Genomic DNA, 14,196 nt, shown 5'->3' with positions numbered 1-14,196 from the left:
GTTGCGCTGGATCATCGGTCATTCACATGAATGGGAAGCGCGCGCGGGCACGGTCGTCGCCGGATGCGACAGCGAGGCCGCGAGCGGCGCGCAGGATCAGGCGATCTGGATTCTGCTGGACGGCGGCTGGCAGATCGAAGCCGCCGGTCATGCGTACCCCGCCGATCACGCGAGCGCGGGCAAGTGGTTCAGTGCGGCGGTGACGGACCGGCCATGCCGTGTCGTCACGACCGAACACAGCTACCTGATGAAAATCGAACGCGCCGACTTCGACGCGATGCTCGCGCAAGGTTTTGCGTTCGGCCCGCATATCGACGCGGGCCGCCGCTACTATGGCGAACTCTTCGCGGCTCCGGCCGGACTCGCGCACTGAGGCCGAAGCGGAACGTATCGCTACAGCACGGAAAACGGCGCGCTCACACCGCCTTCGGATTACGCTCTTCGAACCCTTCCTGGTGCCAATAGGGATAAGCGGGACGCACGGCGCTCGCCGCGTCGAGTTTCGCAACCTGTTCGGGCGTCAGGTTCCAGCCGACCGCGCCGAGGTTCTGCCGCAATTGCTCCTCGTTGCGCGCACCGATCAGGACCGTCGACACCGTCGGCCGTTGCAGCAGCCAGTTCAGCGCGATCTGCGGCACCGTCTTGCCGGTTTCGGCGGCCACCTCGTCGATCGCATCGAGCACGCGGAACAGATACTCGTCCGGCACCGGCGGGCCCATGTCGGCGGTCTTGTGCAGCCGGCTCGAATCCGGCAGCGGCTGGCCGCGCTTGATCTTGCCGGTCAAACGCCCCCAGCCGAGCGGGCTCCACACCACCGCGCCCACGCCCTGGTCGATGCCGAGCGGCATCAGTTCCCACTCGTAGTCGCGGCCGACCAGCGAATAGTAGGTCTGATTCGCGACATAGCGCGGATAGCCGTAGCGGTCCGCGACATCCTGCGACTTCATCAAATGCCAGCCGGAGAAATTCGACACGCCGGTGTAGCGGATCTTGCCGGCGCGCACGAGATCGTCGAGCGTCGACAGAACCTCGGCAATTGGCGTTCTGGCGTCGAAACCGTGCAACTGGAACAGGTCGATATAATCGGTTTGCAAGCGTTTGAGCGCGGCGTCGACCGCCTGGATCAGATGGAAGCGCGACGAGCCGACGCTGTTCGGGTCGTCGTCGAAACGAAAGGTCGCCTTGGTCGAGATGATCGCCTTGTCGCGCTTGCCCTTGAGCGCTTCACCGAGCACCGACTCGGATGCGCCCTTCGAATAGATGTCCGCGGTGTCGAACATCGTGACGCCCGCGTCGAAGCAGATGTCGATCAGGCGGCGCGCTTCGGCGACGTCGGTGGCGCCCCACGCCTCGAAAAATTCGCCCTTGCCACCAAACGTGCCCGTGCCGAAACTCAAAACCGGCACCTTGAAACCGGACGCACCCAGATGTCTGTATTCCATTGTTGAATCTCCCGTGGCATAGCCGTCGATAAACGGACGTTCAGTCTACGCGTGTCCGGGTAAACGCGTCGGTGGGATGGCTGGGGATTGGCGCCAACGCGATGCACGACGAGCGAATCAACCTCCGCATCCACGAACAGGCGCAACCGCTTCCCTACCCTCCCCCTCCTGCCGACGCGCTCAACGCTTCCCGCGTGGCCCGCATCACGCTATCCCAATCCCCCAACGCCGGCTGCCTGAACAGCCGCGCGCCCGGGTACCACGGCGTATCGCTGCGCGCCAGCAACCAGCGCCAGCAGGTGTCGAAGCGGTTCAGAATCCAGACCGGCTTGCCCAGCGCGCCGGCCAGATGCGCGGTCGACGTATCCACCGAAATCACCAGATCGAGGTTGGCCACCAGCGCGGCGGTATCCGCGAAATCGTGCAAGTCTTCCGTGTAATCCACGACGCGCCCGCTCAGTGCGCTATCCGGCAACTGAGACGCCGCTGCGCCTTTCTGCAGGCTGAAAAAGCATACGTCCGGCGCTTCTAAGATTGGCGCGAAACGTTCGAGCGCGATCGAGCGGCGCTCGTCGATCCTGCGCAATTCCGCGACGTGCGAGCGGTTTTCGCCCGCCCACACGAGGCCCACTTTCAGACGGCGCCCGGCCTGCGCTTCTATACGCTCGCGCCAGGCGCGCGCGGCCTCGGTATCCGCGAACAGATAAGGCGTCGACGCCGGAATGCTTGCCGCGTCGGTCCTGAACGCGAGCGGCAAGCTCAGCAGGGGACAGTGGCAATCGAACCTCGGCAACGGCTGCCCCGCTTCGACCAGTTGATCGACACCGTCGAGCGTGGTCATCAGGCGCTTCAGCGAGGACGGCACTTCGAGCACGACCTTTGCGCCGAGCTTCGACACCAGCGCGGCATAGCGGCAAAACTGCAGCGTATCGCCGAGCCCCTGCTCCGCGTGCAACAGAATCGTCTTGCCGTCGAGCGGAAAATCGCCGAGCCACAACGGCTGCGCGAAACCGCGCCCCGCCCCCTTGATACGAGTGCGCTCCCAGCGCGATTCGTATTGCCGCCAGCCGGCTTCGAACTGCCCCATTCGCAGCAGACACAGCGACTGGTTCCAGCGCGTTTCCACCGATTCGGGATCGAGCGCGAGCGCGCGCTCAAAACTGGACAGTGCTTGCGCGTGCTGATCGAGATCGGTCTGTGCAAGGCCGAGATTGTTCCATGCGTCGACGAAGGCCGGCGCCAGTTCCAACGCGCGCCGGTAGCTCTGCTCCGCGTCCTGCGGCCGGTTCATGTCGGCGAGCACGTTGCCGCGATTGCTCCACGCCGCGGCATAGTCGGGGCGCAACGCGAGTGCGTGATCGAGGTTCGCGAGCGCGTCGCCGGCGCGGCCCATGTCGCGCAACAGGCACGCGCGATTGTTCCAGAAAGGCGCGGCCTCCGGCATCGCCGCGATGGCGCGATCGAAAGCGGCAAGCGCATCGAGCGGCCGGTTCAGACCGGCTAGCGCATTGCCGCGATTGTTCAATGCGTCGGGGAAATTGGCCTGTAATGCGAGCGCGCGATCGGCGCTGGCAAGGCCTTCGGCGTAGCGCTGCAATGCGTTCAGCGCGCAGGCCAGGTTCGAATGAACCGGCGCCTGTTTCGCGTTGACGGCCAGCGCCTTTTTGAGCAGATCGCTGCCCTCTTGCGGTCGGCCCGTTTGCAGCGCGAGTTCGCCGAGCCATTTCAATGCATCGACATGGCGCGGCTTGAGTTCGAGAATCTCGCGATAGAGTTCTTCCGCCTCGACGATCGCGCCGTTCTGTTGCAGCGCGACGGCTTGCCGAAGCATGTAGTCCAACTGTTGCGGCAGATTGCCGGGCTTGTTCATACGGTCAGCTTCGATGGGATGCACGAGAAATCGCCGGTGCGGTGCCGCTTCGTAAGGCGTCAAGCGAGACGCTGCGGGTAGCACGCAAGAAAAGAGCGATTATCGTCGAAAGCACCGCTTCGAACCACTGCTGGCGTGCGGCGCGCATGCGCGGCACGCCGATTTTGCAGCGGGCCGGACATGGCCACCGTCCGGCCCGCGCCGCGCATGACGTGTTACGCGTCACACAGGCGACGAGACATGACGCAACAGCGTCACACCCCTTACTGCGCCGTGCCCGAAAGATGCTTGCGCTTCGCGAGATCCTGCGCCATCGCGTAGTGCTGCTGAATGGTCGGCAACGCCTTCTTCGCCGCGTCTTTCAACGGCTCGTCGCGGCCCGAGGCGATTTCCGCCTGGAACGCCGACAACGTCTTCTGTTCGCCGGCAAGCGCGACCTGTTCGATATACGTCTTGTCGAACTCCGCGCCGCGCAGATTGTTGATGCTCGCGAGCACCGCGGCATCGGGATCGTTCTTCGGCACGTCGACGCCGCGCGGGCTCGCTGCGCGCAGCGCGTCCGAGATCTTCGCGTTATCGGTCGAGACGCGTTCGGCAAATGCCTTCACGTCGCGGTCGGTGGAACGCGACGTGGCGATGCGCGCGGCGTCGCGCTGCGTCGCGATGGCCTTGGTGCCGTCCGCGATGAATGTCTGGTCGGCGGCATGCAGACGGCCCGTGTCCGCCGCTGCCGGTGCGGCTGTTGTGGTCTGAGCGCTAGCCGCGGTGGCGACAGCCAGAAGGCCGGTCATGCAGGCGCTGGCGATGGTGGCGAGAGGCAAGCGGATCATACGTTCTCCTTGAGGTGGAAGCGAAACAACAGCGATGCGTGTGCGCGTCGAACATCACACTGCGCAAAAACTGCAGCCCCACTTGAGGGCCGCCGACGGCGCCACGCTTTTATCGCTGTCGATTCTAGGAGGCACGTGAAAGACCATGTGAAACGGTGCTGTCGCTTCTGTAACCTTAGGTAACCTGCATGACAATGCCTTGACATGCCTGCATTGCACGCACGTCCAGCGCTCCCGCCCGACGCGTGCGGTTGACCAGACGATGTGATTAAAACAGCCAGAAACCGCTGAATTTTTCTCCGACGGCGCCGATAACCGGAAGGTAAGCCACGCGCCAGGGGCCGACGCAACACTGAATGGCGCACGACACACGGCGCAATCCTGGAGAGATTCGATGGCGGAAGCACAGCGAGCCAATCATGACCGCAGCAACCTGACCAGTTCCAATAAATTCGAGTTGTTGCTGTATCGCCTCGGCAGCGTGCCGGGCAGCGACGCGCACGAGCTGTATGGAATCAACGTCTTCAAGGTGCGGGAAATCTCGACCATGCCGCCGGTCACGCCGATCGCCGGGTCGTCTCCGTTCGTGATGGGCGCGGTGGATATTCGCGGGCAGATCATTCCGGTGATCGACTTGCCGCGTCTGATGGGCTGCGAGCCGACGCGCGGTCTGAACATCCTGCTGGTCACGGAATTCGCGCGTTCGACGCAGGCGTTCGCAGTCGAGGAAGTGGACGACATCGTGCGGCTGGAGTGGAACCAGGTGCTGTCCGCCGACGGCACCGCGGGCGGCAATCTCGTCACCAGCATTGCGCGCATCGACGGCAATACGGGCGATTCGCGGCTCGCGCAGGTGATCGACGTCGAGCAGGTCTTGCGCGACGTGTTTCCGTCACAGCATCCGAGCGTCGATCCCACCTCGGTCGGTGAGGCGCTGGGCATCCGCCCTGGCGCGAAGATTCTCGCCGCCGAGGATTCCGGTTTCGCGCGCAAGCTGATCGAGCAGGCCCTGAGCGCGATCGGCGCGGACTACGTGATGACCAAGACCGGCGAAGAAGCGTGGAATACCTTGCAGCAAGTCGCGCGCGAAGCGCAGTCGAGCGGCGCGCGGGTCAAGGACCACATCGCGCTCGTGCTGACCGACCTCGAAATGCCGGAGATGGACGGCTTCATGCTGACGCGCCAGATCAAAGCCGACGAACGGACCCGCGATATTCCGGTGATCATCCATTCATCGTTGACGGGCGCGGCGAACGAAGCGCACGTGAAGAATGCCGGCGCGAATGGGTACGTGCCGAAGTTCGCAGCGGCCGAACTGGCCGATGCGATTCGGCATGCGCTGGGGGCGGTGCCGGCGGCTGCTTGAGGTTGTGAGCGGTTGCGCGAGGTCGATTAAGCGCCTCGAAGCACGCTTATGTTCGGCCCGACGCGAACCGCATCGAGATCGAGCAGTCCGCGCCATGAAGGCAAAACAGCGCCGCCTCTATCGACGCTCCGCGCGTTCCAACGAGAAAGCGACACGCCCCGTTTCGACGCCCATCGTGTTGAGTCGCTTCGGCGCGTGAAAGACTTCGAGCTTCGCACGTTGCCTGGCCGTGCCGATATCGAGCAGCGCAAGCAGCTCCGCGGCCACCGCATAGAGCATCGCGAGATTGCCGTCTTCGATCTTCACCGCGATGCCGAGCGCGCCAGCCGCGCCGAGGCGCATCGTCTGCTCTGACGCGCGCACGCCGAACGCATAGCTGCCGTCCGCGCCGACCTTGCCGACCAGCGCGCCGTCGAATGCCTGCATCAATACCGTACAGAACCGGTCCGCGCCACCCACCAGTTCCGGATACGCCGTCATCGCGCGATAAATGCGTGCGAGCGCGGCCGTGCGCGACGACACCGATGCGCCCTGCGATGAGGCCACCTCGTCCTGCGCGGCAGCCAGCTTCGCGAACAGACGCGCGAGCCGGTCGAGCGGAAAAGCAGGCGTCGGCAGATTGCAGCCGTCGGTCGACCACAGCACCGCGTCGGCGGGCAGATCGCATACATCGGCGACGGTCTGCTTCACGCGCGTTTGCATCGGATGCTCGGGCCGTTCATAACCGTCGAGCGCCGCGCCGATCGCCCGCGCGCCGGCCAGCATGCCGGCGTGCTTGCCGGAGCAGTTGCTGCACACGCCGTCTGGCCTGAAATCGCGCTTGAGCCAATCGATGTACACCGCATCGGATAACGGCGGATGGCCGCCGCAGCGCAAATCCGTTTCGCTTGCCTGCGCTTTCGCCAGCATGCTGCGCGTGCGCTCGATGTGACGCGCCTCGCTGCTGTGCGACGCGCACATCAGCGCGAGATCGGCTTCGTCGAAACCAAAACGTTCGAGCGCGCCGGTTTCCAGCACCGCCAGCGCTTGCGCCGGCTTCGCCGCGGAACGTGCGAGCGTCACGCGCGACGGATCGCCGAACGAATACAACAGGCGGCCGCTCGCGTCGACTACCGCGACGTGCGCGAGATGCGTGTTTTCAATCGCGTCGCCGCGATAGACGGTCGCTGCGACGGGCGCGCTTTCGTGCAGGGTCATGCTCGTTCTCCTCGTGAGCGCCGCGGCAGTGCGAGCGCACTGAATCGTCGGCGGCGCGAGCGATTCTACGTTCGTTTCGCGGCCCGAACCAGGGTGCCGTCACGTCGCATCAGTTTGCATCGAGGCGCTCGCGCAGATGCTCGACCAGGTAATCGATCAACGCCCTCACCTTCGGCGGCAAAAAGCGGTTCGGCGGATACAGCAGCCACACCGTGCCCTCGTACGCGCGCGCTTCGAGACGCCACTCCGGCAGCACCCGCACCAGCTCGCCGCTCTGCAACGCGCGCACGGCGGCAAACTCCGGCACGCTCGCGATGCCGAAGTCCTGCTGCGCGGCTTCGAGCCGCGCGAGCGCGTGGTTGGCGATGTAACGCCCCTTCACATCGACGCTTTGCGTTTCCGTGCCACGGCGAAAGCGCCAGCGGTTGTCGTCGGCGGTTTCGCCGAGATAGATGCAGTCGTGCTTCAGCAGATCGCGCGGCTGCGCAGGCGCGCCGCGCTCGCGCAAATACCCGGGCGACGCCACCAGCAACCAGCGCACCGCGCCCAACCGCCGGCCCGCCAGACCTGGCGGCGGATGCTCGGTCAGACGGATCACCAGGTCGATGTCGTCGGCGAGCGGATCGACGTCGTGGTCGGTGAAGAGCAGTTGCAGATCCACTTCGTCATACGCGCGCAGGAAGCCGGCGATTAGTGGATGAATCACCGCTTTCGCGAACTGGGTCGGCGCGCTCACGCTCACCTTGCCTTGCGGCCGCCCGGCCAGTTGCCCGGCGGCATCGACCGCACCCGACGCGGCGCTCACCATGTCGCGACAGAATCGCACCACCTGTGCCCCCGATTCCGTGACCCGCACCGTGCGCGTGGACCGTTCGAGCAGACGGGTCGCGAGCGCGTCCTCGAGCCGCCTGATCTGGCGGCTGACCGTGGACGGCGTGCTGCCCAACTGACGCGCGGCGATCGAGAAATTGCCGGCATCGACGACGCGTGCAAATACCGCCATGTCCGGCAGCAGCGCGAAAAGCTCGGTTGGGGTCATTGAGGCGACTCTCTCGGCGGGGATCGATTAATGCGTTTACGACATATAAGCTGTGCATGGCGACCCCATTATCGCCTCGTGCGCAAAGCTCGACAATACGCGCTCCGTCGCTCGTGGTCGAGGTCTTTCAATGTCGAAACAAGAACGTGTGCTCCTACTGTCCGATCTGATGCTGCTCGCGGTCGCGGTGGTATGGGGAACCAGTTACGGTGTCGTGAAGAGCGCGCTGGTGTTTTATCCGGTGCTGGGTCTGCTGGCATTGCGCTTCGGCATCACGTTCCTGATCCTGTCGCCCGCGTTGCGCCACCTGCGCGCGGCGGACGCCCGCACGCTGCGCGGCGTGCTGATCGCTGGCATGCTGCTGCTCGGCATCTTCCTGTGCGAAACCTTCGGCATCCTGATGACGCGCGCGGCCAACGCCGCGTTTCTGATCAGCCTGTGCGTGGTGCTGACGCCGCTCGTCGAATGGTTGCTGCTCAAGCGCCGGCCGAGCCGAATCGAATGGGCCGCGGTGGCGCTGTCGCTGCTCGGCGCGTGGCTGCTGGCCGGCGACGGCGCGGTGAGCTTCAATCCGGGCGACGCACTGATTCTGCTCGCCGCGTTGCTGCGCGCATTGACCGTGTGCGTGACCAAACGCGTCATGCGTGATTCGGCGCTGCCGCCCTTGTCGGTGACTGCCGTTCAGTCGGGTGTCGTGGCGTTCGGCAGCGCGGCGGCGGCGTGCTTGTTTGCGCCAAATCAGCAATGGCAAGCGGTGCCGACGCTGAACGGCCACGCGCTGTTCTGGGCCTACGTCGCGTATCTGGTGCTGGCCTGCACGCTGTTTGCGTTCTTCGCGCAGAACTTCGCGATCAAGCGCAGCAGTCCGACGCGCGTGTCGCTGCTGATGGGCAGCGAGCCCGCGTTCGGCGCGCTGTTCGCGTGTATCTGGTTAGGTGAACGGATTTCGGCGACCGCGTGGATCGGCGGCGCGCTGATCGTCGCCGCGTCGATCCTCGCGACGGTGCGCTGGAGCGCTTCGCGCGCGAGGGTCGCGCGGGCCTGACGGGGAACTGCCCCGGCGCGAGACTGGCGACGACGCGTCTGGCGCTCTGGCGCTCTGGCGCTCTGGCGCTCTGGCGCGTCTGGCGCACGAACGCCCGCGCGCGTGATGAGAAACTGACGCGGCGCGCCCGCAGCGTCATCGTGGCGCGAGCGTGCGATGCCACGGCCCGCCAGGCACAGCTTGCGCGACGCCGCGCCCGAGCGCGAATCAGCGCGACGCGACCACGCCCCGCTCGCTCACCACCTCGCCTCGCTGCAACACGTACGCGAGACGCTCACCCTGCCCGGTCAGCACGCCGATATCCTTCAGCGGATCGCCGTCGACCACCAGCACGTCCGCAATCGCGCCCGCCTCGATGACGCCGAGTTTGCCCTTCAACTCGACGATGTCCGCGGCGATCGTGGTGGCCGAGCGCAGCGCTTCCAGATTACCGAGCACTTCGGCGCGAATGCGCAACTCGTCGCTCTGGAACGTGTGCATCTCCCCAAGCAGGTCCGAACCGAAACCCATCGGCACGCCCGCATTCGCATAGATCTGCAGCGAAGCACGCCCTGCCTCGCGCACGGTTTCGATCTTCGCGATCGAATCGGCCGGCAAGCCGGAGTCGGCGCCGTGTTTGGCCAGCGCGTCGTAGGTGACGAGCGTGGGCACGACGAACGCGCCATGCTCGCGCATCAGTTGCGCGGCGGCTTCGTCGACGAGGTTACCGTGTTCGATCGTTCGCACACCGCAGCGAATGGCCCGCGAGATCGCGCGGCCCGTGTACGCGTGCGCCATCACGTAGGTGTTGGCCGCTTGAGCCTCGGCGACGATCGCGCGGATTTCGTCCTCCGAATACTGCGTGTTGCTGATCGGATCGGTCGGCGACGCGACGCCGCCCGACGCCATGATCTTGATCTGCGTGGCGCCCTTCTGAATCTCTTCGCGCACGGCGAGCCGCACTGCGTCCACGCCGTCGACCACGCGCGCAATCGCGCCCGCGCGAAACGCGCATGAGCACGGTTCGAGCACGTCGCCGCGCGGCCGGAAATCGCCATGACCGCCGGTCTGCGACAACGCCTTGCCCGACGGGAAAATTCGCGGACCTGGAATCAGGCCGCTTTCGAGCGCCTGCGTCAACGCCCAATCCGCGCCGCCCGCATCGCGCACGCTCGTGAAGCCGCGCCCGAGCATCGCCTTCAGAATCGGCAACGCGCGAATCGCGGTGACGATGTTCGGCTGCGCCGCGTTCACGCCCAGGTTCGCGCGTGAAGCCAGCACGTGCACGTGACAGTCGATCAGGCCGGGCATCACCGTCTTGCCGCGCGCGTCGATCACGCGCGCGTTCGGCAGGTCGACGGGACGGTCGGTGACTTCGACAATATGGCCGTTTTCGATCACGACATGATGATGTTCGAGCAACGCGCCCTGCGCCAGATCGAGTACGTTGCCGCCGCTGATTACCGTAATGCTCATTGATATCTTCCTGACTGGATGAAGGAAACCGCCCGGCCCTCGACGGGCCGGACGCGCCGCTTCAGGCGCGGCATTGGCGCGAATCGCGCACGAAGAAGGTGCCGGTGAGGCTGATGGCCGCGGCGATCATCACGTAGATCGCGGGCGCCATGTTGCTGCCCGTCGAGGCAATCAGCCACGTGATGAAGAACGGTGCGAAGCCGCCGAAAATCGTCACGGCGAAGTTGTAAGCAACGGACAAGCCGGTCGACAGCACCTTGGTCGGAAAAAGTTCGGAGAACGCAGCGAGAATCGGGCCGGTGTACGCGGCGATCAGCAAGCCGAACACGCCCTGGAACACCATCAGCGACGCGAGGCCCGGCGCGTGATTGATGTAGGCGAACATCGGCCATGCGAGCAGCAGGATCGAGACGGCCGCGCCGGAGAGGAACACGCGGCGGCCGAAGCGGTCGGCCAGCTTGCCGACCACCGGCGAGAAGCACATGATCATCAGACCGCCGAACATGCCAGCGAAAAAGCCGGTGGATTGCGGCAGATGCAAGGTGCGCACCGAGTAGGTCGGCATATAGAACAGCAGCACGTAGGTGCAGACGGTCCACAGAATCACCATCGAAAAGCTCGCAAACGTTTCGCGCGGAAAGCGCTGGAACACTTCGGCGAGCGGCGAATCGTTCTTCGCTTCGTCGGCCACTGCGCTGAACGCCGGCGTTTCATCCATGCGGCTGCGAATGAAATAGCCGACCGGTCCGATCAGAATGCCAATCAGGAACGGCATTCTCCAGCCCCACGAGTGCAGCGCGTCCGCGCTCAGGTTGGTGGTCACGAAAGTGCCGACCGCCGCGCCGAGCAGCACGGCGAAGCCGATGCTCGACTGAATCCAGCTCGAATAGAAAGCGCGCTGATTGGCCGGCGCGTATTCCGTGAGGAAGGCGGTGGCGGTGCCCATTTCGCCGCCGGCCGAGAAGCCTTGCAGCAAACGCGCGATCACGATCAGCACCGGCGCCCACAGGCCGATCTGGTCGTAGGTGGGGGCGAGGCCGATCAAGGCGGTGCCGCCCGCCATCAACAGAATGGTCAGCGAGAGCGCCGCCTTTCTGCCGACCTTGTCCGCATAGACGCCAAGCACGATGCCGCCCACCGGCCGCATGAAAAAGCCCACGCCGAAGGTCGCGACCGCGAGCAGCAGCGAGCTCAGTTCATTGCCGGTCGGAAAAAACAGCTTCGCGATGATGACCGCGAAAAAGCTGTACACGGTGAAGTCGAACCACTCCAGCCCGTTGCCGAGCACGGTGGCGATGATGGCGCGGCGACGTTGCCGCGCGAGCGAGTCGACGGAGAGTGCGACGTTGGATGAAAGCGTTCCCTGCATGGTCTCTTTCCTCATCTGGCTGCCCTGTCAGGCGAAAGTGTCGGCAACGCGCCGCGCCATGATCGAGCGGCGCTTTCACAGGCATGACACCGATCCTAGAGACACCGGATTTGTTTTCGAAACGAAAGATTCGCATGCACGCATGCGCGTAGCGCATGCGAAGCGGGATTCAGGGGATTAAACGGCCGTCCTGCCCATCTGCGCTTCGGCCTGCTCGAACAGCCAGCGCGTGAAGAGGCGCGCCGCCTGGTTCTGCGAGCGGTCGTTCGGCGACACGACGTAATAGCCGCCGCCGTGACTCGCCGACGCCTGCGTCGCGCGTACCAGCAGCCCTTCGCTCAGGCACGCGTCGATCATATGCCGCCAGCCGAGCACCACGCCCTGGCCGAGAATCGCCATCTGCACAAGTTGCGGATAATGATTGACGACGACCGACTGCGGCGCGGCTGGCATCTGCACGCCGTTCAGACGGAACCACTCGGACCAGGACATCCATTGGCGCTGGCCGTCCTCCTGCATCAGCAGGGTTTCGTGCGCGAGGTCCGCGGGTTCGAGCACACGCCCGGCGAGATAGCCGGGCGAACATACCGGGTACACCTCTTCGTCGAAGATGCGGCGCGCAGTGAAATGCGGTTCGGCACGCTGACGGCTGTAGTACAGACCCACGTCGAATTCCGCGGGCGACAGCGACGCGAGACCATCGCGCACGATCATTCTGATCTTGACGTTCGGATGCGCGGCACGAAACGCGCCAAGCCGGGGCGTGAGCCACAACACCGCGACGCCGGACGAGCACGCAATCGTCAGTTCGAGATCGCCGTAGCGCTTCATCACGTCGAGCGTGGCTTCCGAGCAGGTGGCGAGCAGCCACTGCGCGTGCTTTGCGTAGCCTTCGCCGGCGATCGTCAGACGCAACGCGCGATGCTCGCGCACGAATAGCGAGCGGCCAAGAAAGTCTTCGAGCTGGGCGATCTGCCGGCTCACCGCGCTTTGCGTCAGATGCAGTTCGGCGGCGGCCTTGGTGAAACTCGCATGCCGCACGGCCGATTCGAACGCGACCAGACATTGGAGCGGAGGTAAAGGGGCGATGCGCATGATGATGATGGCCGAGTGACGATCGCACCATCATAGCGGGTGCAGGCATCGGCTCGATCATGCGGATGATGAGGGTCGTCGTTGTGCGACGATGGGCAGGTGGGTAGGCGCGCCACACCGGCTCTGTTGCCTTTGTGGCGCTCATGCAGAGCGTGCAGGTGTCACGCGCATGGATGCCGGGCGACATCGTCGCGCGTCATGCGGCCGTGGTGCGAACCCGAGGTGGCCTCAATCGCGCCAGGCGCGCATTTGCATTCCACGCGGCCGATCCCGCTGAACGCTGTCACTCCTCCCGATCAGCGGCTTGGCGCCAGTTCCTCTTCGCGCTCGAGCGAGCGGGTGTCGCGCAGTGCCGGAAACAGCTTCATCCACAGCAGGGCGACCGAGATCGTCGCGATGCCGCCGACCAGCACCGCCGTCCGCGCACCCCACCACCCCGCCGTCACGCCCGATTCAAATTCGCCGAGTTGATTCGAGGTGCCAATGAAAAGCGAATTGACCGCACTTACACGGCCCAGCATTTCGTCGGGCGTGCGCAATTGCACGAGCGAGAGGCGCACCACGACGCTGATGGTGTCCGACGCACCCAACGCCATCAGCGCAAACAGCGACACGAAGAATTGATGCGACAGACCGAACACCAACGTGGCCAGACCGAACGCGATCACACCACCGAACATCGCCGCGCCAGGCCGGTTGCGCAAAGGGAAATGCGCGAGCCAGATGGTGCCCGCGAGCGCGCCGATCGCAGTGCCCGAGCGCAGCAGACCGAGACCGAGCGGGCCCGTGTGCAGCACGTCGCGCGCGAAGATCGGCAACAGCGCGGTCGCGCCGCCGAACAGCACGGCGAACAGATCGAGGGAGAGTGCGCCGAGAATCACTGGCTCCTTGCGGATAAACGCGATGCCCGAAAAGATCGACTCGAGCGTCACGGGCGCGCGGCTCGCGGGTTTCGTTTGCAGCGGGATGCTCCACACGGATGCGGCGGCAGCCGCGAACGACAGCGTGCACGCGAGGTAGGCAGCGCCTGGACCGATGCCATACAGCAGACCACCCAGCGCGGGACCCGCGATCTGCGCCGTCTGATTCGCGGACGTGGCCCATGCGGTCGCTTTCGGCAAATAGCCGCGCGGCACGACGGCGGGCAACAGCGAGGCGACCGCGGGCGATTCGAACGCGCGCGCCGCGCCGACGCAGGCGGCCAGCACATAGATGACCGGCGCGCTGATCCAGCCGCCGAAGGTGCCGAAAGCGAACAGCAACGCAGCGACGCTTTCGAGGCTTTGGCAGATGGCCGCAATGCGGCGGCGGTCGTAGCGGTCGGCGACGTGGCCGACCACCAGCGTCAGCAGGAACATCGGCAGAAATTGCGCGAGGCCGACGAGGCCCAGTGCGAAGGCGCTATGCGTGAGCGCGTAGATGTGCCAGCCCATCGCCACGGCGAGCATCTGGAATGACAGCGACGAGAGGATCCGGGTGCACCAGAAG

General features: G+C 65.1%; 12 protein-coding genes. 3 read left to right on the top strand and 9 right to left on the bottom strand.

What is annotated here, in order from left to right; translation table 11 throughout:
* A partial coding sequence (locus tag CIC12_RS09875; protein ID WP_168663942.1) for a hypothetical protein occupies positions 1–373 on the top strand: 373 nt, incomplete at its 5' end.
* Between the two features lie 43 nt (positions 374–416).
* Here CIC12_RS09875 and CIC12_RS09870 read toward each other — a convergent pair.
* From CIC12_RS09870 to CIC12_RS09860, 3 genes are all read right to left on the bottom strand, one after another.
* Positions 417–1,442 (bottom strand): aldo/keto reductase, encoded by a 1,026-nt coding sequence (locus CIC12_RS09870; protein ID WP_168663941.1) that lies wholly within the window; start codon positions 1,440–1,442, stop codon positions 417–419.
* 154 nt (positions 1,443–1,596) lie between these two features.
* Positions 1,597–3,312 (bottom strand): tetratricopeptide repeat protein, encoded by a 1,716-nt coding sequence (locus tag CIC12_RS09865; RefSeq protein WP_168663943.1) that lies wholly within the window; start codon positions 3,310–3,312, stop codon positions 1,597–1,599.
* Positions 3,313–3,575: 263 nt separating this feature from the next.
* The gene (locus tag CIC12_RS09860; protein WP_168663940.1) at positions 3,576–4,142 is read right to left on the bottom strand and encodes a DUF4142 domain-containing protein; all 567 of its coding nucleotides are present in this window, start codon (positions 4,140–4,142) and stop codon (positions 3,576–3,578) included.
* Between the two features lie 394 nt (positions 4,143–4,536).
* On the opposite strand from CIC12_RS09860, the gene CIC12_RS09855 reads away from it, so the two are divergent.
* Entirely contained in the window at positions 4,537–5,508 is a 972-nt protein-coding gene (locus CIC12_RS09855) for a chemotaxis protein CheV (protein WP_168663939.1), read from the top strand.
* Positions 5,509–5,625: 117 nt separating this feature from the next.
* On the opposite strand, the gene CIC12_RS09850 is transcribed toward CIC12_RS09855, so the two are convergent.
* Together CIC12_RS09850 and CIC12_RS09845 are read right to left on the bottom strand one after the other, a co-directional pair.
* Positions 5,626–6,705 carry an asparaginase gene (locus tag CIC12_RS09850; protein WP_168663938.1) on the bottom strand — a complete coding sequence of 360 codons (1,080 nt, stop codon included), beginning with the start codon at positions 6,703–6,705 and terminating at the stop codon, positions 5,626–5,628.
* A 109-nt stretch (positions 6,706–6,814) separates the two neighbouring features.
* Entirely contained in the window at positions 6,815–7,744 is a 930-nt protein-coding gene (locus CIC12_RS09845; RefSeq protein WP_168663937.1) for a LysR family transcriptional regulator, read from the bottom strand.
* Positions 7,745–7,874: 130 nt separating this feature from the next.
* On the opposite strand from CIC12_RS09845, the gene CIC12_RS09840 reads away from it, so the two are divergent.
* Positions 7,875–8,789 (top strand): DMT family transporter, encoded by a 915-nt coding sequence (locus CIC12_RS09840; RefSeq protein WP_168663936.1) that lies wholly within the window; start codon positions 7,875–7,877, stop codon positions 8,787–8,789.
* Positions 8,790–8,996: 207 nt separating this feature from the next.
* Here the strand turns inward: CIC12_RS09840 and CIC12_RS09835 are convergent, their stop codons facing one another.
* From CIC12_RS09835 to CIC12_RS09820, 4 genes are all read right to left on the bottom strand, one after another.
* The gene (locus CIC12_RS09835; RefSeq protein ID WP_168663935.1) at positions 8,997–10,244 is read right to left on the bottom strand and encodes a metal-dependent hydrolase family protein; all 1,248 of its coding nucleotides are present in this window, start codon (positions 10,242–10,244) and stop codon (positions 8,997–8,999) included.
* A 61-nt stretch (positions 10,245–10,305) separates the two neighbouring features.
* Positions 10,306–11,613, bottom strand: a complete 1,308-nt coding sequence (locus CIC12_RS09830) for an MFS transporter (protein ID WP_168663934.1) — start codon at positions 11,611–11,613, stop codon at positions 10,306–10,308.
* Between the two features lie 177 nt (positions 11,614–11,790).
* Positions 11,791–12,708: a LysR substrate-binding domain-containing protein gene (locus CIC12_RS09825; RefSeq protein ID WP_168663933.1), complete on the bottom strand. Its 918-nt coding sequence runs from the start codon at positions 12,706–12,708 to the stop codon at positions 11,791–11,793.
* A gap of 296 nt (positions 12,709–13,004) precedes the next feature.
* A partial coding sequence (locus CIC12_RS09820; protein WP_168663932.1) for an MFS transporter occupies positions 13,005–14,196 on the bottom strand: 1,192 nt, incomplete at its 5' end.

Source organism: Paraburkholderia sp. SG-MS1 (assembly GCF_012275575.1).
Taxonomy (GTDB): domain Bacteria; phylum Pseudomonadota; class Gammaproteobacteria; order Burkholderiales; family Burkholderiaceae; genus Paraburkholderia.
This window is presented reverse-complemented; position numbering and strand designations above follow the sequence as displayed.